Annotated in this window: 18 protein-coding genes; 10 read left to right on the forward strand and 8 right to left on the reverse strand. The window is 64.7% G+C overall.

The genetic code is table 11. The annotated features are described in order from the left end of the window. Positions 1-58 precede the first annotated feature (58 nt). Positions 59-964 carry a pseudouridine synthase gene (locus tag LCH97_RS02525; protein ID WP_370630716.1) on the reverse strand — a complete coding sequence of 302 codons (906 nt, stop codon included), beginning with the start codon at positions 962-964 and terminating at the stop codon, positions 59-61. An 84-nt stretch (positions 965-1,048) separates the two neighbouring features. On the opposite strand from LCH97_RS02525, the gene LCH97_RS02530 reads away from it, so the two are divergent. Then, the gene (locus tag LCH97_RS02530; RefSeq protein WP_227303227.1) at positions 1,049-2,866 is read left to right on the forward strand and encodes a gamma-glutamyltransferase family protein; all 1,818 of its coding nucleotides are present in this window, start codon (positions 1,049-1,051) and stop codon (positions 2,864-2,866) included. An 80-nt stretch (positions 2,867-2,946) separates the two neighbouring features. Here LCH97_RS02530 and LCH97_RS02535 read toward each other — a convergent pair whose 3' ends face one another. The 3 genes from LCH97_RS02535 to LCH97_RS02545 form a co-directional block, all read right to left on the reverse strand. Then, positions 2,947-4,530, reverse strand: a complete 1,584-nt coding sequence (locus tag LCH97_RS02535) for an ABC transporter substrate-binding protein (RefSeq protein WP_227303228.1) — start codon at positions 4,528-4,530, stop codon at positions 2,947-2,949. Between the two features lie 179 nt (positions 4,531-4,709). Continuing rightward, positions 4,710-5,810, reverse strand: coding sequence for a GNAT family N-acetyltransferase (locus tag LCH97_RS02540; RefSeq protein ID WP_227303229.1), 1,101 nt, complete (start codon positions 5,808-5,810; stop codon positions 4,710-4,712). Continuing rightward, entirely contained in the window at positions 5,807-7,024 is a 1,218-nt protein-coding gene (locus LCH97_RS02545; RefSeq protein ID WP_227303230.1) for a DUF3419 family protein, read from the reverse strand. Before LCH97_RS02545 ends, LCH97_RS02540 begins: the two co-directional genes overlap by 4 nt. Before the next feature lie 148 nt (positions 7,025-7,172). Here LCH97_RS02545 and zigA point away from each other — a divergent pair, with 148 nt between their 5' ends. The 7 genes from zigA to LCH97_RS02580 all read left to right on the forward strand — a co-directional run bounded on the left by zigA (position 7,173) and on the right by LCH97_RS02580 (position 13,730). Beyond that, positions 7,173-8,408 carry a zinc metallochaperone GTPase ZigA gene (zigA, locus tag LCH97_RS02550; protein WP_227303231.1) on the forward strand — a complete coding sequence of 412 codons (1,236 nt, stop codon included), beginning with the start codon at positions 7,173-7,175 and terminating at the stop codon, positions 8,406-8,408. Next, positions 8,405-9,745, forward strand: coding sequence for a dihydroorotase (locus tag LCH97_RS02555; RefSeq protein ID WP_227303232.1), 1,341 nt, complete (start codon positions 8,405-8,407; stop codon positions 9,743-9,745). Before zigA ends, LCH97_RS02555 begins: the two co-directional genes overlap by 4 nt. Next, positions 9,742-10,368, forward strand: a complete 627-nt coding sequence (locus tag LCH97_RS02560; protein ID WP_227303233.1) for a DUF1826 domain-containing protein — start codon at positions 9,742-9,744, stop codon at positions 10,366-10,368. Before LCH97_RS02555 ends, LCH97_RS02560 begins: the two co-directional genes overlap by 4 nt. 172 nt (positions 10,369-10,540) lie before the next feature. Further along, a complete protein-coding gene (locus tag LCH97_RS02565) occupies positions 10,541-10,810 on the forward strand; it encodes a FeoA family protein (protein ID WP_227303234.1) in 270 nt (89 codons plus the stop codon). Positions 10,811-10,817: 7 nt separating this feature from the next. Then, positions 10,818-12,662, forward strand: coding sequence for a ferrous iron transporter B (locus LCH97_RS02570; protein WP_227303235.1), 1,845 nt, complete (start codon positions 10,818-10,820; stop codon positions 12,660-12,662). Positions 12,663-12,677: 15 nt separating this feature from the next. Next, positions 12,678-12,845, forward strand: a complete 168-nt coding sequence (locus LCH97_RS02575; protein WP_227303236.1) for a FeoB-associated Cys-rich membrane protein — start codon at positions 12,678-12,680, stop codon at positions 12,843-12,845. A 147-nt stretch (positions 12,846-12,992) separates the two neighbouring features. Beyond that, on the forward strand, positions 12,993-13,730 hold the full coding sequence (locus tag LCH97_RS02580) for an ABC transporter substrate-binding protein (protein WP_227303237.1): 738 nt from the start codon (positions 12,993-12,995) through the stop codon (positions 13,728-13,730). Here LCH97_RS02580 and LCH97_RS02585 read toward each other — a convergent pair. Then, positions 13,718-14,620 (reverse strand): LysR family transcriptional regulator, encoded by a 903-nt coding sequence (locus LCH97_RS02585; RefSeq protein WP_227303238.1) that lies wholly within the window; start codon positions 14,618-14,620, stop codon positions 13,718-13,720. The genes LCH97_RS02580 and LCH97_RS02585 overlap by 13 nt on opposite strands. A gap of 130 nt (positions 14,621-14,750) precedes the next feature. Between LCH97_RS02585 and LCH97_RS02590 the strand changes: the two genes are divergently transcribed. Next, positions 14,751-15,614 (forward strand): MBL fold metallo-hydrolase, encoded by an 864-nt coding sequence (locus LCH97_RS02590; protein WP_227303239.1) that lies wholly within the window; start codon positions 14,751-14,753, stop codon positions 15,612-15,614. Continuing rightward, entirely contained in the window at positions 15,608-16,303 is a 696-nt protein-coding gene (locus tag LCH97_RS02595; protein ID WP_227303240.1) for a DsbA family protein, read from the forward strand. The genes LCH97_RS02590 and LCH97_RS02595 overlap by 7 nt, the downstream gene beginning before the upstream one ends. A 134-nt stretch (positions 16,304-16,437) precedes the next feature. Here the strand turns inward: LCH97_RS02595 and LCH97_RS02600 are convergent, their stop codons facing one another. From LCH97_RS02600 to LCH97_RS02610, 3 genes are all read right to left on the reverse strand, one after another. Beyond that, the gene (locus LCH97_RS02600) at positions 16,438-16,863 is read right to left on the reverse strand and encodes an organic hydroperoxide resistance protein (protein ID WP_227303241.1); all 426 of its coding nucleotides are present in this window, start codon (positions 16,861-16,863) and stop codon (positions 16,438-16,440) included. Between the two features lie 115 nt (positions 16,864-16,978). Further along, positions 16,979-17,434: a MarR family winged helix-turn-helix transcriptional regulator gene (locus LCH97_RS02605; protein WP_227303242.1), complete on the reverse strand. Its 456-nt coding sequence runs from the start codon at positions 17,432-17,434 to the stop codon at positions 16,979-16,981. A 107-nt stretch (positions 17,435-17,541) separates the two neighbouring features. After that, on the reverse strand, positions 17,542-18,297 hold the full coding sequence (locus LCH97_RS02610; protein WP_227303243.1) for a CsgG/HfaB family protein: 756 nt from the start codon (positions 18,295-18,297) through the stop codon (positions 17,542-17,544). Positions 18,298-18,498 lie beyond the last annotated feature (201 nt).

Raw genomic sequence — 18,498 nt, forward strand, 5'->3', positions numbered from 1 at the left:
TCAAAACGCCCGCCCCTGTTACAGGGGCGGGCGTTTTGTTTTGACTGGCTGGCCGGGTTTAGCCCTGCGCAGGCGCGCTGGTGTCACCCAGCCAGGCGGCGGGCAGGGCGTCTGCCCAGCCAAACTCGCCCAGCAGGCGGGCAAAGTCGCCGCTTAGCGGCGCGGTCAGCGTCAGTGGCTGGCCGCTGTGCGGGTGGGTGATCTGTAGCTCGGCGGCGTGCAGCAGCATGCGGCCAACCTGGTATTGCGTCTGGAAGAATCGGTTGTGCACGCCCTTGCCGTGGGTGGCGTCGCCGATGATGGGGTGGGCAATGTGCTTGAGGTGGCGGCGCAGCTGGTGGCGACGGCCGGTTTCCGGCTGCAGCTGCACCAGCGCGTAGCGGCTTTGCGGGTAGCGGTCCACGGCAAACGGCAGCGTGCAGCGCGCCAGCGTGCGGTAGCGGGTAAACGCCGGCTGGGCGTTGAGCTGGGCGTTATCGTGCACGTATTCGCGCTCGTCCGGCTGGCGGGTAATCGGGTGGTCGATGTCACCGCTGTCGGCCGGGTGGCCACGTACCACCGCCAGATAGGTTTTGGCGGGTGCGCGGCTGGCAAAGGCGTCGTTCAGCAGGCGCGCGGTGGCGCTATCCAGCGCAAACAGCAGCACGCCGCTGGTGCCGCGGTCCAGCCGGTGTACCGGAAACACCTGCTGGCCGATCTGGTCGCGCAGCAGCTGCACTGCAAAACGCGTTTCGCGGCGGTCGATTTCGCTGCGGTGCACCAGCAGGCCGCGGGGTTTGTCGATGGCAATCAGGTGCGCGTCGCGGTACAGGATGGTCAGCATAGAGGTTGGCCGCAAAAGGGGAGGCGCGCAGTGTAACAGTGCCTGCTCGCGCTGGCGATGCCACACATCGGCGACAGAAAATGCCAGCGCACTGCCCATTTTGGGGCGGGTGTGGCAAATGTCGGCTAGCACCTTGGGCATGCCGCGTGCTGGCCTTTAGCATGATTACACGATGACAACAGGCGACACCGCCCCGAGTGCCGCTACCCACACCGAGGTCTACCCATGCTCCCATTGCGCACCATTACCCTGTCCCTGCTGCTGGCCGCCTGCGCCAGCGCACCAAGCCATTTCAACTACAGCCCGCTGCCGCAACAGCCGGAAGCCGCCAGCGGCTACCAGGAAAAAACCGGCTGGGCCACGCGCCAGTACGCTGTGGCTGCAGCCAACCCCTTGGCTACCGACGCCGGCCGCCAGGTGCTGGCTGCCGGTGGTAGCGCCATCGACGCCGCGGTGGCGGTGCAGATGGTGCTGGGGCTGGTAGAGCCGCAAAGCAGCGGCATCGGCGGCGGTGCTTTCCTGCTGTACTTTGACGGCAAGGCGGTGAGCGCCTACGACGGCCGCGAAACCGCGCCGGCGGCGGTGGACGACAAGCTGTTCATCGGCGCCGACGGCAAGCCGATGGCATTCAATGATGCCGTGGTGGGCGGGCGCTCGGTGGGCGTGCCCGGCGCGGTCGCCATGCTGGAAATAGCGCACCGCGAGCAGGGCAAGCTGCCGTGGGCCGAGCTGTTCGCGCCGGCTATCCGCCTGGCGGAGCAAGGCTTTGCCATCAGCCCGCGGCTGTACACACTGCTGAAATCCGACCCGTTCCTGAAGCAGGACCCGGTCGCCGCCGCCTACTTTTACCAGCCGGACGGCCAGCCGTGGCCGGTGGGGCACATCCTGAAAAACCAGCCCTACGCCGACGTGCTGAAAGCCATTGCCCGCCAGGGTAACCGTGCCTTGCAGCAAGGCAGCATCGCACAAGCCATCGTGGCCAAGGTGCAGGGCCATGCGGCCAACCCCGGCAAGCTGACACTGGCCGACCTGGCGGCCTACCAGCCCAAAAAGCGCGACGCGCTGTGCAGCGACTACCGCGCCGCCAGCCGCGACTACCGCCTGTGCGGCTTTCCGCCACCCAGCAGCGGCATGATCGCGGTAGGCCAGATTCTGGGCATCCTGGCCAACACCCCGGCCGCCAGCTTGCCGCTGGATCCGGGCGCGGACGGCAAGCCGTTGCCGTCGCCGCAATGGCTGCACCTGTACACCGAGGCCTCGCGCCTGGCCTTTGCCGACCGCGCCAAGTACGTGGGCGACCCCGATTTCGTGGCGCCACCGGGCGGCAGCTGGCACACCATGCTGGCGCCGGGCTACCTGGCCAGCCGCGCCAAACTGATCACCGACAACAGCATGAAAACCGCGCAGCCTGGCCAGCCCGGCGTGCTGAGCACCGCATTGGGCGTGGCGGCGGCGCAGCCGGAGTACGGCACCAGCCACATCAGCATCATCGACCGAAACGGCCACGCGCTGAGCATGACCACCACCATCGAGGCGCAGTTTGGCTCGCGCCAGATGGTGAACCCCGGCGGCAAGGGTGCGGGTGGCTTTTTGCTGAACAACGAGCTGACTGACTTCAACTTTGCCCCCAACGACAGCAGTGGCCTGCCCACCGCCAACCGCGTAGAGCCGGGCAAGCGCCCGCGCAGCTCGATGAGCCCGACGCTGGTGTTCGACAAGGCCAGCGGCCAGGTGCTGATCAGCGGCGGCAGCCCCGGCGGCGCGCTGATTATCCACTACACCGCTAAGACGCTGTACGGCATGCTCAACTGGGGCATGAATGCGCAACAGGCCATCAATCTGCCCAATTTCGGCGCCACCGGCGCGCCCACCATGCTGGAAGAAAAACGCTTTCCGGCCAGTACCGTGGACTGGCTGAAAGCCCGCCAGCACGAGGTGCGTGAAACCGACATGACCAGCGGCCTGCAGGCCATCGGTCGTACGGCTGACGGCTTCTTCGGCGGTGCCGACCCGCGCCGCGAAGGCGTGGTGATGGGCGAGTAAGCGTTTACCCGCGTGCTGAAACAAAAGCGGCCAAGCTGTAACCAGCTTGGCCGCTTGGCTTTGTTACTCGCGTGCGTGGTTTATTTCACCACGGTCTTGCCGAAATCCACGCGGCCGAACGGGCTGACGCTGTAGCCGCTGACGTTGGCGCTGGTGAGTGCGGCGGCGGTGGGGTGGGCCAGCGGCACCCACAGTGCCTGTTCCTTGATGATTTGCTGCGCACGGGCGTAGTTGGCCGCACGCAGTTTCGGGCTGGCGTCGCGGCGGGCGTCGGTGATCAGCTTGTCCAGCGCCGGGTCGCAGAAGCGGGCGAAGTTGGTGCCGCTCTGTACCGCCGCGCAGCTGAATTGCGGGGTGAGGAAGTTGTCGGCGTCGCCGTTGTCGCCGGCCCAGCCCATGAACAGCACGTCGTGTTCGCCGGCTTTGGCACGCTTGATCAGCTCGCCCCATTCAATGACCTTGATCTCGGCCTTCACACCGATCTTGGCCAGGTCGGCCTGCAGCACTTCTGCGCCGGCTTTCGGGTTGGGGTTCAGCGTGCTGCCGGTGGGGCGAATCCAGATGGTGGTGTCAAAGCCGTTGGGCAGGCCGGCGTCGGCCAGCAGTTTCTTGGCGCGGGTCAGGTCGAGCTTGTAGTCCTTGATGGCCTTGTTGTAGCCAAAGGTGGACGGCGGGAACGGGTTCACGGCGGCGCTGGCGCTGCCGGCAAACACCACTTTCAGGTAGTTGGCCTTGTCAAAGGCCAGGTTCACTGCCTGGCGCACGCGTTTGTCGTCAAACGGCTTGTGCTGGCTGTTCAGCGCGATGAAAGCGGTGGAGAACATCGGCACGGTCAGCACCTTGATGCGGGCATCGCCAGCGGCATCGCTGATGTCCTGTGGCTTGGGGCTGAGCGCGATATTGCATTCGCCGGCTTTTACTTTTTGCGCGCGTACCGCGCTATCGGGGGTGATGGCGTAGATCAGGCGTTCGGCGGCTGGTTTGCCTCCAAAGTACGCCGGGTTGGCCGCGTAGCGCACCGCGCTGTCTTTGGCCGAGCTCTGGAACACAAACGGGCCGGTGCCTACCGGCTGCGCATTCAGTTGCTCGAAGTTGCCGGCCTTGGCCAGCTGGTCGGCGTACTCGGCCGAATAAATGCTGGCAAAGCCCATGGTCAGCAGCGGCACCAGCGTGGCGTCGGGCTGGTTCAGGTCAAAGCGTACGGTGCGGGCGTCCACTTTCACCACCGCCTTGATCAGCTTGTCCAGCTGGAACGATTTGGCGTGCGGGTAGCCGTTGGGCGCGCTTTTGTACCACGGGTGGGTGGGGTCGGTCATGCGCTGGAAGCTGAACACCACGTCGTCGGCATTGAGCGGGCGGCTGGGGGTGAACCAGGCGGTTTTGTGGAAGGCTACCTTATCACGCAGGGTAAAGGTCACCGACAGGCCATCCGGCGCTACTTTCCAGGCGCTAGCCAGGCTGGGCACTACCTTGCCCTGGTGGGCGTCGTAATCGACCAGGCGGTTGAACAGCACGTCGGCGCTGGCGTTGGTAGTGGTCAGCGAGTTGTAGCGCACCACGTCGAAGCCTTCCGGGCTGGCTTCGGTGCAGACGGTCAGCGGTTTGGCCAGCGCGGGTAGCGACAGGGCCAGCAGGGCGGCAAGGGCGGTAAGGCGTGCGGTCATGGCGTGTCCTTCAGGTCTGCGGCGGTGCAACAGTGCCCGCCGGGCAATAATGGGCAACAGCATACCGCCAGCATGTGCTGTCTTGCCAAGCATTATTTACGCTAAGCATTTTCCCGTTTTGCACAAAGCCCCCTGGCGTGCGCCGGGGGGCGCGCTGCGGCCAACCCTGGCCCGCATGGCTAGCCGTAGCGTTGCAGCAACGGGGTGGCGGTGCGGTGTAGCAGGCTGGCCAGAGTGGAGAGCGCCAGGCGGTGGCGGCCGTGCAGGTGGTGGGCAAAGACAGCGGTGTATTCCAGATGGGGTACGCCGCCGCGACGGCGTTTGAATTCGCCGGCGCCGCTGCTGTAGTGCAGCGCCAGCTGGCGTTCGCGCGCCTTGGCCAGCAGCAGGGCCATCAGCTGGCGATACAGGCCCAGCTCGGCCGGCAGGCTGGTGTCGTAGCCTAGCAGCGGGGTGGTGAGCCAGCCGTAGCGCTGATACAGGCCGATGCAGGCGACGATCTGGCCATCCAGCGCCAGCGCGTGCAGCGCCAGAAAGCGTTGCTGCAGGCAGAGGCGGAAAAACGCCGGGGTGAAGTCCGGGTTCAGTGCAGAGTGCTTGTCGATAAACAGTTGGCGGAAGCAGCGCTGCAGGGCCGGGATGTCGGCTTCGCCAAGCTGATCCGGGCCCAGTATGGTAAGCGGGCTAGCTTGCAGCAGTTTCTGGTCGCGTTTGACATTGGGGCTGCGCCATACCGCAGGGTCAGCCGGCTGGCACAGGTAGACCTGGCGGGCAGGCAGCAGCAGCCAGCCCTGGGCTTGCAACATGGCGGGCAGGCCGGGGTTGGCCGCATCGCACACATTGCGCAGCAATAGCGGGGCTTCCGGCTGGCGCGCCAGCAGGGTGTCGGTGAGCAAGGTCAGCTCGTCTTCGTTCCATTGCGGGTGCAGGTTGGTGGACAGCAGCCAGTTATTGATGTGCCAGGCGCTATCCAGCCGGGCGGCGCTGATCAAGCCGGCCAGCGGCCCGCTGGCCGCGGCGGCCAGCAGGCGGGCCGTGCGCCCGTGGCGGGCGGCTTCGGCCTGCGGGTAGTGCAACCAAGCGGCGCGCGGGCTGGCTACGTAGCTGTCGCCACTGGCCTGGCGGGTGAGCCGGGTAACCGGTATGGCGGGCGTGCCGGCGTCGCTGCAGCAAACCTGGGTAGGGGCATTGGCCACCCAGTGCTGGCCACCCAGCTGGCGTGCCTGGCTTAGCCAGTGGGCGTGGCCGTCCAGCAGTAGCGGGTTTTCCAGGCGGCTCATGTGCGCTTGGTGTACACGTGTACGCCACCGTAAATGGCGGCGCGGTCGCGCTGGTGCAGCTGGCGGTTATAGGCAGGGTCGGTGTGCCAGCAGGCCAGCAGCTGCGGTGCCAGGCGGCGCTCCAGCGGGGATGCGCTGCCGCCGGTGCGGAACACCACGCGGGCGCCGGGGGCGGCGGTGCGGGTAACCTGGCGCCATAGCGCGTTGAGCTGGGTGTCGTCCATCCAGTCTTGTGCGTCCAGGAAAACATAGGCGTCCAGGCTTTGCGGTGCGCGCTCGTCCAGGAAATCGGTCAGCGAGTGGTGGTGCAGCTGCAGCTTGCCCAGCTGCTGGCGGATGGTGTGGTAATGCGCTTGCTGTAGGTAGAGCGGCAGGCTGCGCTGGTTGTCGGTGTCGTAGCGGCGGGCAAATGCTTGCTGGGCGTAGGGATTTTCGGCAAGCGGGAAGTCACAGGCCAGTCGGCGCATGCGGCTTTCAAACAGCGCGGGCAGGTTGCCACTGGCATCGGCCCGCAGCGCGGCAAACTGCGCTGGCGGGATGCCCATGCTGTACAGCAGGCTTTCGCGGTGGCACAAAAAGCGCAGCAGCGGGTGGCGGAAAACCGGTGCCAGATGGCGCTCGAACAGGGCTTTTTGTTCTTCCAGGCTGGTGGCTTTGGCCAGCTGGCCCAGGTTGCCACCCATCAGCCTGGCCAGTACGTGACCCATGCCAATGAAGCGCCCCAGCAGGCCGTGGCGGTAGGCGTGGCGGGTAAACAGCGCATAGCGCGGCGTGCCCCACAGGTTGCGGTGTTCCCAGTATTGGCGGGCGCTTACCGGCAGCGCTGCGGCAATGTAGCGGCGGTAGCGCTGGGCGTTCTGGCGCTGGCTGGCATCGCCCAGAAAGTCCAGCAGAGTGCTGTAATCCGGCAGCTCGGCAAAGGCGGCTTTCTTCAGTGCCAGCATGGCCAGGTGGGTGTCGTTCAGGTCTACCGCGTGCACCTCGGCGGGCTGGCGGCTCAGGTAGGCCAGGGCGTTGCAGCCACCGGACGAAATGGTGAGCAGGCGCATGCCGGGGCGCAGCTGCAGAGCTTCGATGTCTACCTCCGGGTCTTCCCAGATTTGCGCGTACACCAAGCGGCTGAACCAGCTGGCAAACAGGCGGTCGCCAATGGCTTTCAGGCCGGTGGTGGTGGAGTTGGTCACAGCCTGGCTGACTAGGTTATGCGTGCTCATACGGCCTCCTGATCGGGTTTCACCGATATTGCGACCCTTGCATGGCATGTTGATGACAGGCGGGTTGCGCGGTGATGACGCTGGAGGCTTGACAGGTGTGTTACAACATAACATGTGTTAGTGTTACGTTATAACGCTGGAGAAAGCCATGTCTGCCAAACAAGACCCCCGCCTGCCCGTTACCGTGTTGTCCGGTTTTCTGGGCGCCGGCAAAACCACCTTGCTGAACCATATTCTGAATAACCGCGAGGGCCGCCGCGTGGCGGTGATCGTGAACGATATGTCCGAGGTGAATATCGACGCCCAGCTGGTGCGCGATGGCGGCGCTGCGCTAAGCCGTGCCGAAGAAAAGCTGGTGGAGATGAGCAATGGCTGTATCTGCTGCACGCTGCGCGAGGATTTGCTGGTGGAAATCCGCAAGTTGGCCGCAGCCGGCCGTTTCGACTACCTGCTGATCGAATCCACCGGTATTGCCGAGCCGCTACCGGTGGCGGAAACCTTCACCTTCCGCGACGACGACGGCCACAGCCTGTCCGATATCGCGCGGCTGGACACCATGGTTACCGTGGTGGACGGCTTCAATTTCCTGCGCGACTACGGCTCGCAAGACTTTCTGCACCAGCGCGGCGAGGCGGCCGGCGACGAAGACGAGCGCACCGTGGTAGACCTGCTGGTCGAGCAGGTGGAGTTCTGCGATGTGATTGTGCTGAACAAGACCGACCTGATGTCGGCCGACGACATCCTGCGCCTGGAAGCCATCCTGGCCACGCTCAACCCGCGCGCGCGCATCGTCAAAAGCCACTTTGGCCGCGTACCGTTGGCTAGCGTGCTGGACACCGGCCTGTTTGATTTCGATGCCGCCGCCGACGCACCGGGCTGGCTGCAAGAGCTGCGCGGCGAGCACGTACCGGAAACCGAAGAGTACGGCATTACCAGCTTTGTCTACCGTGCGCGCCAGCCTTTCCACCCGCAGCGCTTTTACCAGTGGGTACAGCAGGAATGGCCGGGCGTGGTGCGCTCCAAGGGTTATTTCTGGCTGGCGACACGGCCGATGCTGGTGGGTAGCTGGTCGCAGGCTGGTGCCATGTCGCGCCACGGTCTGGGTGGTTTGTGGTGGGACGCGGTAGACCGCGCCGACTGGCCGCAAGACGACGAAAGCCGCGCCATCATTGCTACCCGCTGGGCAGAGCCGTGGGGCGACCGCCAGCAAGAGCTGGTGATCATCGGTATGGGTATGGATCAGGCAGCGTTGACGGCGGCGTTTGATGCCTGCCTGCTGACCGAGGCCGAGCTGGCCGCCGGCCCTACCGCGTGGGCCAGCTTGCCGGACCCTTTCCCGCAGTGGGGCGAGCTGGCCGAAGAGGGCGAGGTGTTGCCGGCATGAAGGGCGATATCCTGATCCGCAATGCGCGGCTGGTGAACGAAGGGCGCATCAGCGAGGGTGACCTGCTGGTGCACGGCGGGCGCATCGCGCGCATTGCGGCCAGTATCGATGCCGAAGCCCGGTACGAGATCGACGCCGCCGGCGGCTGGCTGCTGCCGGGCATGATCGACGACCAGGTGCATTTTCGCGAGCCGGGGCTCACGCATAAAGGCTGCATCGCCACCGAATCGCGCGCAGCGCTGGCGGGCGGCATTACCAGCTTCATGGATATGCCGAACACCACGCCCACCACCACCACGCTGGACGCGCTGGCGCACAAGGAATGGTTGGCCGCACAGCACAGCGCGGCCAACTATGGCTTTCACTTTGGTGCCGCCAGCGACAACCTGGACCTGGTGGCCGAGCTGCCGCCGGAGCGGGTGGCCGGCGTCAAGGTATTCATGGGCGCCAGTACCGGCAATATGCTGCTGGACGAGCCGGCGCTGCTGGAGCGCCTGTTCGCCAGCGTACCCACCGTATTGCTGGCGCATTGCGAACACACCCCCACGGTAGAGGCCGACAGCGCCCGCCTGCGGGGGCAGTACGGTGACGCGGCCACCGCGGCGCTACACCCGCAGGTGCGCAGCGCCGAGGCCTGCTGGCGCAGCAGCAGCCTGGCGGTAAGCCTGGCGCGGCAGTTTGATACCCGCTTGCACGTGCTGCACCTCACCACCGCCCGCGAGCTGGCGCTGTTCGACGCCGGCCCGCTGGCCGGCAAGCGCATCACCGCCGAAGCCTGTGTGCACCACCTGCTGTTTGACGAGGCCGGTTACGCCACGCTGGGCAACCGCCTGAAGTGCAACCCGTCGGTGAAAACTGCCGCCGACCGTGCTGCCTTGTTGCAGGGCTTGCAGGATGGCCGCCTGGACGTGATCGGTACCGACCACGCGCCGCACACCACCGAAGAAAAAGCGCGCCCGTACTGGCAGGCACCCAGCGGGCTGCCGCTGGTGCAGCACGCGCTGCCCGCGCTGATGGGGCTGGTAGACGACGGCGTGCTGACGCTGCCGCAGCTGGTACAGAAAACCAGCCACAACGTGGCCGACTTGTTTGCCATTCGCGAGCGCGGCTATCTGTACGAGGGCTATTGGGCTGACCTGGCCTTGCTGGCACCCGGAGCCGGGCCGGTGCTGCCGGTGATGTCGCGCTGCGGCTGGTCGCCGTTCGAGCAGCGCCCCTTGCGCCATCACGTGCGCGCCAGCGTGGTGTCCGGCCAGTTGGGCTGGTACCAGGGGCGATTGCTGCCCGGTGTGCAGGGCAGGGCCTTGCAGTACCAGCGCAGCGGGGGTGGGCGATGAGCGATGTGGTGGTGTGTGACGATCTGGCCGGCTTGCCGGCCATCTTGCAGCCGCAGGTACAGCTGCTGCACTGGCAGCGCGGCTTGTCACCGGCTATTGGCAGCTATGTGGCCGGGTTGGCCGCAGCCGGCCAGCTAGGCCTGGGCATGCGCGGCCAACTGTCGCCTGGCGAGCAGCCGCACCTGGTCAGCTGGCCGCCCGCTGCGGGGCGCGATGCGGCAGCCGGCGATCTGGCGCTGCTGGCCGACCTGTTTGGCACGCTACTGGGCTGCCCACAGGTGGGCTGGCGCATCGAGGTGCTGCAGCAGGCTATGTGCCCACGCTTTCATGTCGACCGTACCGGCATGCGCCTGGTGTGCACCTGGCAGGGTGCAGGCACCGAATGGCTGGCCGAGGCTGACGCCGACCGCCGCTATCTGGGCGCCGCCAGCGACGGGCAGCCCGATGCCGACAGTGGCCTGATGCGCGGCGGCAAGGTTGGCCGCAGCGCGGCAGGGGATGTGCTGTTGCTAAAGGGCAGCCTGTGGCAGGGCAACGCGGGGCGCGGAGCCATTCACCGCTCGCCCGCGGTGGCCAGCAAGGTGCCGCGCGTGATGCTGGCACTGGATGCCTTGTGGGGGTGAGGTGAATTGATAACGGGGGTGATTGCATTTGCCTATGGCATATCGCTACAGATGGTTACTTAATGCTTGATCTGGATCAGCCCTGGTGGGTGTACATCGCCAAAGCTTATTGCTACGATAAAAAGAATTAATCTCATTTGATGTTCTTCGCATCGATAGCAAGGAGCGCGTTTTGTCCCACACTGCCACCCCGCTGCACCTGCTGCCCAAGGGCGCCCGTGCCACCATTGTCGATATTGCCAGCCATAGCCATTTTGGCGAGCTGGACGCGCAGGTAACCTTGCGCCTGAAAGAGCTGGGTTTCCTGCCCGGCGCCGTGCTGCAGGTCATCGGTTTTGGCCTGTTCGGCGCCGACCCCGTGGCCGTGCGCATCAACGGCACCAAGTTCGGCCTGCGCCGCAGCGAAGCGGCCAAGATTATTACCTCCGTTCACCCAGCCTGATTCCGTCATGTCCCGATCCCTTTTGCGTTTTGCCCTGGTGGGTAACCCCAACTGCGGCAAGACCGCGCTGTTCAATAGCCTGACCGGCTCCCGTGCCAAAGTGGCCAACTACGCCGGTGTTACTGTCGAAAAACGCCTGGGCAGCCTGTCTGGCCTGGGCCGCCCCGCCGAGCTGATCGACCTGCCCGGCACCTACAGCCTGTACGTGGCTTCACCCGACGAGCAGGTGGCGCGCCGTGTGATTCTGGGCGAAATGGCGGGCGAGGCCGCGCCGGACGTGCTGGTGGCCGTGGTGGATGCCACCAATATCAAGCTCGGCCTGCGTCTGGTGCTGGAGCTGCAGGCACTGGGCCTGCCGATGATTCTGGCGCTGAACCTGGCCGACGCGGCACGCAGCCGTGGCATTACCATCGACACCGCCATGCTGTCGCAACAGCTGGGCATGCCGGTGGTGGAAACCGTGGCGGTGCGCAAGAACGGTGTAGCCGACCTGCAAGCGGCCATGGTCGAGTGTGCGGCCAACGCTGCTAGCCGCAGCGGTCAGCTGGCGCTGCCGGAACGTGCAGAGGCGGTAGAAACACTGTACGCCCGTATCGACAGCCTGCTGGCCACCAGTGTATCGGCGCCGTCGCAAGCACCGGCCTGGCAAGACCGGCTGGACGCGCTGGTGATGCACCCGGTGCTGGGCCTGGTGCTGCTGGCCACCATCCTGCTGCTGATGTTCCAGGCAGTGTTTGCCTGGGCTGCGCCGGTGATGGACGGTATCGATGCGGTTATGGCTTGGCTGGGCGAGAGCGCCGGCGCGCTGCTGCCGGCCGGTATCCTGCATGACTTTGTGGTGGACGGCCTGATTGCCGGTGTCGGCGGCGTGCTGGTGTTCCTGCCGCAGATCATTATCCTGTTTGCCTTTATCCTGGCGCTGGAAGACTCCGGCTACCTGCCGCGAGCGGCCTTCTTGCTGGACCGCCTGATGCGCGGTGTGGGCCTGTCCGGGCGTTCGTTCATCCCCATGCTGTCCAGCTTTGCCTGCGCCGTGCCTGGCATCATGTCCACGCGCAGCATTGCCGACCCGAAAGAGCGGCTGGTTACCATCCTGACCGCGCCGCTGATGACCTGCTCGGCGCGGCTGCCGGTGTACGCGGTGGTAATCGGCGCTTTTGTGCCGCAGCAAAGCGTGTGGGGCGTGTTCAACTTGCAGGGCCTGACACTGTTTGCCTTGTACATTGCCGGTATCGCCAGTGCCGCGCTGGTGGCCTGGGTGATGCGCCGCCGCGAGGCAGCCAGCCAGGGCTTCCCGTTGTTGCTGGAGCTGCCTAATTACCGCTGGCCCAACGCCTACCACTTTGTACTGGGGCTGAAGGAGCGGGCGTCGATCTTTCTGCGCCGCGTGGGCACCATCATCCTGGCGCTGTCCATCGTGCTATGGTTTCTGGCCACTTTCCCGCACGCACCGGCCGATGCCACGCTGCCGGCTATCGAGTACAGCTTTGCCGGCATGCTGGGCAAGCTGATGCAGCCTTTGTTTGAGCCACTGGGTTTCAATTGGCAGATGTGCATTGCGCTGATTCCTGCCATGGCTGCGCGCGAGGTAGCAGTGAGCGCGCTGGCTACCGTCTATGCGGTTGGCGGCGAAGCAGCACTGGGCGGTGCATTGTTGCACGACTGGAGCCTGCCGGTAGCGCTGGCTTACTTGGCGTGGTTTGTGTATGCGCCGCAATGCTTGTCCACCATTGCTGTGGTTCGCCGCGAGACCAACTCGCTACGCGCTACGGTCATTTTTACCGGCTACCTGTTTGCGCTGGCTTACTTTGCCGCGCTGCTGGTGCGCCAGATTGCGGCCCTGTGGGTCTGAGGCAAGGAGAACAAGATGAGTGAAGGCATGCAAGGGGCCATCGTCGGCCTGATCGTCGCCGCTGCGGCACTATACCTGCTGCGTAAATACCTGCCGCGTAGCCGCAAACCGGTGCCAGGCGCCGAGCCCAAGTCGGGCGGCTGCGGTAGCTGCGGTAGTTGCAAGGGTGGTAGCTGCCACTAGCCTGCCGGTCTGTTTGCTTGAACCCACCCCCTGCTTGCGATAGCCAGCAGGGGGTGTTTTTTCGCCGGTTTGCCAGTAGGTGGCGTACTTGTGCGGGCTGCCAGCCTGTTCTAGGCTAAAACCTATCGAAATTAATAGATAAAAATAATGAAAAAAGCCCTGTTGGCCACCTGTGTCACGGTTTTGATACTGCCTGCCATGGCCATGGCGGCCAGCATCAAGGCGTATACCGAGGCTTTGCCACCGCTGAATTACGAGGAAAACGGCAAGGTCAGCGGCTTTGCCAGCGAGTTGCTACGCCAGATGGCCAGCGAGGCCGGCCATAGCGTGCAGCTGGAGGTAATGCCGTGGATGCGGGCTTACCGCACGGTAAAGCAGCAGCCTGGCAGTGCGCTGTACAGCATCGTGCGTAACCCCGAGCGCGAGGCGCTGTTCAAGTGGGTAGGGCCCATCGCGCCGCGCCGGATAATGGTGTACGCGCTGGCGAGCCGCCCCGATGTCAAGATTCGCCGCCAGCCAGACCTGCTGCGCTACCGGCTGGGGGTGCTGGCCGAATCCAGCGCGGCTAGCCAGCTGCTGCAGCTGGGCCTGCCTGAAGCCCGGCTGGAGTACGGCCAGAGTGACGAGGTCAACCTCAAAAAACTGCTGCTTGGCCGCGCAGACGGCGTGGTGATGCTGGACTGGGCCATGCGCTGGCAGCAAAAACTGCAGCAGGTGGATGCGGCGCGCATCCGCCCGGTGTGGACGCTGGATCAGCGCTACCAGTACTGGTTCGCCTTTAATAAAGACACCGACCCCGCCATGCTGCGCAGCCTGCAGCACGCGCTGGACCAGCTACGCGCCGACGGCCGCCTGGCGGCACTCAAGCGCCGTTACGGCGCCTGATCCCACGGCGCGCCGGCAAAGCGCGCCAACAGGAAATCCAGCAGTGCCCGCACCGCCGGCGACAAATGCCGGCGCGACGCGTACAGCGCGTAGATCGTCATCTGCGGCACTGCCCATTCCCCCAGTACTTGCTGTAGTTGGCCGCTGGCCAGTAGCGGCGCGGCCAGGTAGCTGGGCTGCAATGCAATGCCACCGCCGGCCAGCGCCGCGTGCAGCAATACGGTGGCTTCGTTGGCGGTAAAGCGCGTGGGCACGCTGACGCTTTGCCACTCGCCATCGCGGCCAAAGCGCCAGGTACTGCGGCCAAAGTTGGCGTAGCCCAGGCAGCGGTGCTGCGCCAGCTCGGCCGGCTGTTGCGGCCAACCTTGCGCCGCCAGGTAGGCCGGGCTGGCCACCAGCACCGATTCGCAGCTGGCCAGCGGGCGGGCAATCAGCGCCGGGTCTGGTTCGCTGCTGATGCGGATGGCCAGGTCGATGCGCGCCTCCACCAGGTTCAGCGTGGCGTCGCCTACGTTCAGGTCTATCTTCAGCTGCGGGTGCAGCGCCAGAAAGTCGCTGATGGCCGCAGCCAGGTGCGCGTGGCCAAACGACATGCTGCTGGTGAGCCGCAGTTGGCCGCGCAGCGTGCCGTCCGGCGGTGCCACCTCGTCTTCGGCTTCTTCTGCCAGTGCCAGCATCTGCAGGCAGCGGCGCAAGGCTTGCTCGCCGGCGTCGGTCAGCGTCACACGGCGGGTGGTGCGCTGTAGCAGGCGCGCCCCCAGCCACTGCTCCATTTCCGCTATATAGCGCGTCACCATGGCGCGCGACATGCCCAGCCGCTCGGCGCTGGCAGTAAAGCTGCCGCTGGCGGCTACGTCGGCAAAAACCTGCATGGCGGTGAGTCTGTCCATTATCTGCTCGATTTGTGCAACAAATATGCGCAGATTAATGCGTTTATCTGCGCGCCTGGTGAAATTATAGTGACGTCCATACCAGATGCACACCGCGGCAGTGTTTGCCGCCTCACTGAAAGGACTGACCATGATTCGCCAAACCCTGCTTGCTGCCTCCTTTGCCCTGGCCTTTGGTGCCGCCCACGCTGCCGAGCCGCTGAACCTGAAGGTGTACAACGCCGACGGCAACAGCTTCCACGCCAATGCCGTGGTGGTGAGCGGCAAAAGCGAAGCGGTGGTGATCGACACCGGCTTTACCCGCGCCGACGCCTACCGCATTGCGGCCAACGTGCTGGATAGCGGCAAAACGCTGAAAACCATCTTCATCAGCAATGCCGACCCGGATTACTATTTTGGCGCCGAGGTGCTGAAGCAGATCTTCCCGCAGGCCGAGGTGGTGACCACCGCCGCCGTGCGCGAGAAAATCAGCGCCAAGCTGGCTGGCAAAGTGGCGTTCTGGGGCCCGAAAATGGGTGCCAACGCCCCGGTAAAACCCGTGCTGCCTACCGCGCTGGCAGCGGACAAACTGACGGTAGACGGTGAAGAGATTGCGATTCGCGGCACCAGCGGCGTGCTGGCACACCGCCCATACGTGTGGATCCCGTCCATCCGCGCCATCGCCGGCAACGTAGCCGTATTCGGCAAGCTGCACGTGTGGACTGCAGACACCCAGCAGCCAGCCGAGCGCCAGGCGTGGCTGGCCCAGCTGGACGAAATGAAAGCGCTGAAGCCAGCCACCGTCGTGCCAGGTCATATGCAGCCGGGTGCTGCGCTGGATGCGTCGGCTATCGACTACACCCGCCAGTACCTGCTGCGTTTTGACAGCGAAGCGGCCAAGGCCAAGACCGGTGCCGAGCTGATTGACGCCATGAAGCGTGCCTACCCGGAAGCAGGCCTGGGCATTGCGCTGGATATCGGCGCCAAAGTGAACAAAGGCGAAATGACATGGTAAACGCTACCCTGCATTACTACTACGACCCGCTATGCGGCTGGTGCTACGGTGCCGCACCGCTCACCGCCGCGGCGGCCGCCATCCCCGGCATGCGCGTGGTACTGCACGCTGGGGCCATGATGAGTGGTGCCAGCAGCCAGCCGGTCACCCCGCAGCTGCGCAGCTATGTGATGCCGCACGACCAGCGCATCCACGCGCTGACCGGCCAGCCGTTCGGTGATGCCTACTTCAACGGCCTGCTGCTGGATGGCAACGCGGTATTCGACAGCACACCGCCGACGCTGGCGATTCTGGCTGCCCAGGCACTGGCGGGGCGTGGCCTGGCCATGCTGCACCGTATCCAGCAGGCGCATTACGCCGAAGGCCGCCGTATTGCCGACGCCGATGTGCTGCAGGCGCTGGCTGTGGAGCTGGGGCTGGACGCTGTGGCCTTTGCGGCCGAGTACCAGCGCCAGGGCGGCGAGTTCGACGCCCACGTTGGCCGCAGCCATCGTGACATGGCGGCCAACGGTCTGCGCGGTTTTCCTTCGCTGCTGCTGGAGCTGAACGGCAAACTGCAAAAGCTGGATATCTCGCCGTGGCTGGGCCAGCCCACCGCCTTTGCCGGCCACTTGCAGGCCTTGCTATCCGGCGCCACCGCCGGTGAGGTTGCCGACGGGGCATTCTGCACGCCTCAGGGCTGCCAGTAGCGAACACGCCATCGCCAGTGCTGCGATGGCGGCCAAGGACAACACCCCCTGCGTGCCATGCATGCAGGGGGTGTTTTACAGGGTGGTGCCGCGTTACCGGTAGCGTTTGCCTGCCAGCAGCCGCGCGCTAGGCCTTAGTCAACGATTTCCAGATGCACGTCGATATTGCCGCGGGTGGCGTTGGAGTAGGGGCATACCTGGTGGGCGTCGTGTACCAGTTGCGTCAGCACGGCTTTATCCATGCCTGGCGCGCTGATGCGCAGTGTGGCCTCAATGCCGAATCCGGCCGGAATCGGGCCGATGCCCACGCTGGCGGCGATACTCAGGCTGGCCGGCAGGGCGATCTTCTGGCGCGCTGCCACAAATTTCATCGCACCGATGAAGCAGGCCGAGTAGCCGGCGGCAAACAGCTGTTCCGGGTTGGTGCCCGGGCCGCCGGCGCCACCCAGCGCTTTCGGGGTGCTCAGTGCTACGTCGAGCGCGCCGTCGTCGCTCTGGCTGCGGCCGTCGCGGCCGCCGGTGGTGTGGGCGTGGGCAGTGTAGAGAATATTTTCCAGCATGATTTTTCCTTTAACTTGCTATTAAATAGCGCGCTATATATTTGCCGGCAAAAAAGGCAGTCATTGCTGCCCCTTATACTGTGCCAGCTTGCCGGTAGCGGCTGGCACGCAGAACTCAGAGATCGCCTGTGGCTTGCGACAGTTGGCCGCGCAGCGCTTCCAGGCTGGCTTTCAGCTGTCTCAGCTCGTCCAGGCTGCAGCCGGCAGCGCAAAACACGGCGGGTGGAATCGCCTCGGCTTGCTGGCGCAGGCTGCGGCCGGCGTCGGTCAGGCGGATGATGACCTGCCGCTCGTCGCTGGCGCTGCGCTGGCGGCTGATCAGCTCGCCGGCTTCCAGGCGTTTGAGCAGCGGTGTCAGCGTGGCAGAATCCAGAAACAGCCGCTGGCCTATATCGGACACGGTCAGCTCGTCGCCCTCCCATAGCACCATCATCACCAGGTACTGCGGGTAGGTCAGCCCCAGCGGCGTGAGCACGCTGCGGTAGAGTTTGTTCATGGCCAGGCTGGTGGAGTACAGCGCAAAGCACAGCTGTTGGTCCAGCAGTAGCGGCGACGGGGTAGTGGTATCCATGTGCGGCATAATAAATAGCACGCTATTTATTTGCAAGCTACTTTGTACGCTATGCAAAAATAAAGCCCGACTTCGGTCGGGCTGGGGTGCGTGCAGGCAGGGCAGGTTTAGTTGGCCGGTGCCGGGGCCGGGCGGCTGGTGATGTTGCCGGCAGCGTAGGTCTCGGCCAGATAGTTGGCCGACGACACGATGATGTCACGCGCAACCATGTCCAGCGCCAGGCTCTTGGAAATGGACCAGCCACCGCCCACACCACCACCCACGGCGGCGAAGCCCCAGCTGGATTTGTCACTGTTGGCCGCAAACGAGCGCGCTTCGTGGATTTCCAGTGTCTGCGGGTTCATGGAGGTCAGGTCAAGCTGCATGGACGCTTTTTCGGTGTTTTTGGAGATCAGCCCCAGTAGCGGAATGAAGCCGCCACCCAAGGCGCCGCCTTCTTTGGAAAGCTCCAGTGCCGTGATCTGGCCGGCAATCATCAGGTCGATTTTAGGCGGGGCCACGGTCTGGCCGGTAGCCGCCAGCATCTCGCGCATTTTCTTGAACTGTTCCAGGTCCACCAGCTTGAAGCAGCCGGTTTCGCGAATGGCATTAGTCAGCATGGAGCGCATGCCGTTGCCGATGCCCTGCACACCGCCGTTACCAGCGATCAAGCCAGCCAGTGCAGCCATGCCACCGCCGGGGCCGCCCTGGGCCTGGCAGCTGGCGGCGGTACATTCCAGTGTATTGATGGCAATGGTTTTGCCGGTGGAGGCCTGGCATTTCACCACCGGGATGGCCATTTGTTCTACTTTGGTGTCAGCCAGTACCGCGCTGCTGGCGATGGCAAGGGCTGCAATGGAGAGGGAGCGAGTGATTTTATGCATTTGCTAGCATTCATTGGGGTTTATTCCTATCGATTTTAAAACAAATGCCATTGATATGTCATTCATTAATGATGTTTGCTTGCAAGTGCCCGCCGTAAGTTGCCATTAGTGCGACAACGCAGTGTTGCGTGTATCGCTAGAGTAAGGGCCGGCGGCAGGACTGGGCTGGCATGGCAAAAGCGGCGACAGCACCGCTTTGCG

The sequence above is a fragment of the Vogesella sp. XCS3 genome (assembly GCF_020616155.1).
GTDB lineage: Bacteria > Pseudomonadota > Gammaproteobacteria > Burkholderiales > Chromobacteriaceae > Vogesella.

Excerpts from the sequence above, each read along its gene's own strand:
- LCH97_RS02575 (WP_227303236.1), top strand. The coding sequence starts at position 12,678 with ATGAGTGAAGGCATGCAAGGGGCCATCGTCGGCCTGATCGTCGCCGCT.
- zigA (WP_227303231.1), top strand. The coding sequence starts at position 7,173 with ATGTCTGCCAAACAAGACCCCCGCCTGCCCGTTACCGTGTTGTCCGGT.
- LCH97_RS02530 (WP_227303227.1), top strand. The coding sequence starts at position 1,049 with ATGCTCCCATTGCGCACCATTACCCTGTCCCTGCTGCTGGCCGCCTGC.
- LCH97_RS02605 (WP_227303242.1), bottom strand. The coding sequence starts at position 17,434 with ATGGATACCACTACCCCGTCGCCGCTACTGCTGGACCAACAGCTGTGC.
- LCH97_RS02545 (WP_227303230.1), bottom strand. The coding sequence starts at position 7,024 with ATGAGCACGCATAACCTAGTCAGCCAGGCTGTGACCAACTCCACCACC.
- LCH97_RS02560 (WP_227303233.1), top strand. The coding sequence starts at position 9,742 with ATGAGCGATGTGGTGGTGTGTGACGATCTGGCCGGCTTGCCGGCCATC.
- LCH97_RS02525 (WP_370630716.1), bottom strand. The coding sequence starts at position 964 with ATGCCCAAGGTGCTAGCCGACATTTGCCACACCCGCCCCAAAATGGGC.
- LCH97_RS02555 (WP_227303232.1), top strand. The coding sequence starts at position 8,405 with ATGAAGGGCGATATCCTGATCCGCAATGCGCGGCTGGTGAACGAAGGG.
- LCH97_RS02595 (WP_227303240.1), top strand. The coding sequence starts at position 15,608 with ATGGTAAACGCTACCCTGCATTACTACTACGACCCGCTATGCGGCTGG.
- LCH97_RS02535 (WP_227303228.1), bottom strand. The coding sequence starts at position 4,530 with ATGACCGCACGCCTTACCGCCCTTGCCGCCCTGCTGGCCCTGTCGCTA.
- LCH97_RS02610 (WP_227303243.1), bottom strand. The coding sequence starts at position 18,297 with ATGCATAAAATCACTCGCTCCCTCTCCATTGCAGCCCTTGCCATCGCC.
- LCH97_RS02590 (WP_227303239.1), top strand. The coding sequence starts at position 14,751 with ATGATTCGCCAAACCCTGCTTGCTGCCTCCTTTGCCCTGGCCTTTGGT.
- LCH97_RS02580 (WP_227303237.1), top strand. The coding sequence starts at position 12,993 with ATGAAAAAAGCCCTGTTGGCCACCTGTGTCACGGTTTTGATACTGCCT.
- LCH97_RS02540 (WP_227303229.1), bottom strand. The coding sequence starts at position 5,810 with ATGAGCCGCCTGGAAAACCCGCTACTGCTGGACGGCCACGCCCACTGG.
- LCH97_RS02585 (WP_227303238.1), bottom strand. The coding sequence starts at position 14,620 with ATGGACAGACTCACCGCCATGCAGGTTTTTGCCGACGTAGCCGCCAGC.
- LCH97_RS02570 (WP_227303235.1), top strand. The coding sequence starts at position 10,818 with ATGTCCCGATCCCTTTTGCGTTTTGCCCTGGTGGGTAACCCCAACTGC.
- LCH97_RS02600 (WP_227303241.1), bottom strand. The coding sequence starts at position 16,863 with ATGCTGGAAAATATTCTCTACACTGCCCACGCCCACACCACCGGCGGC.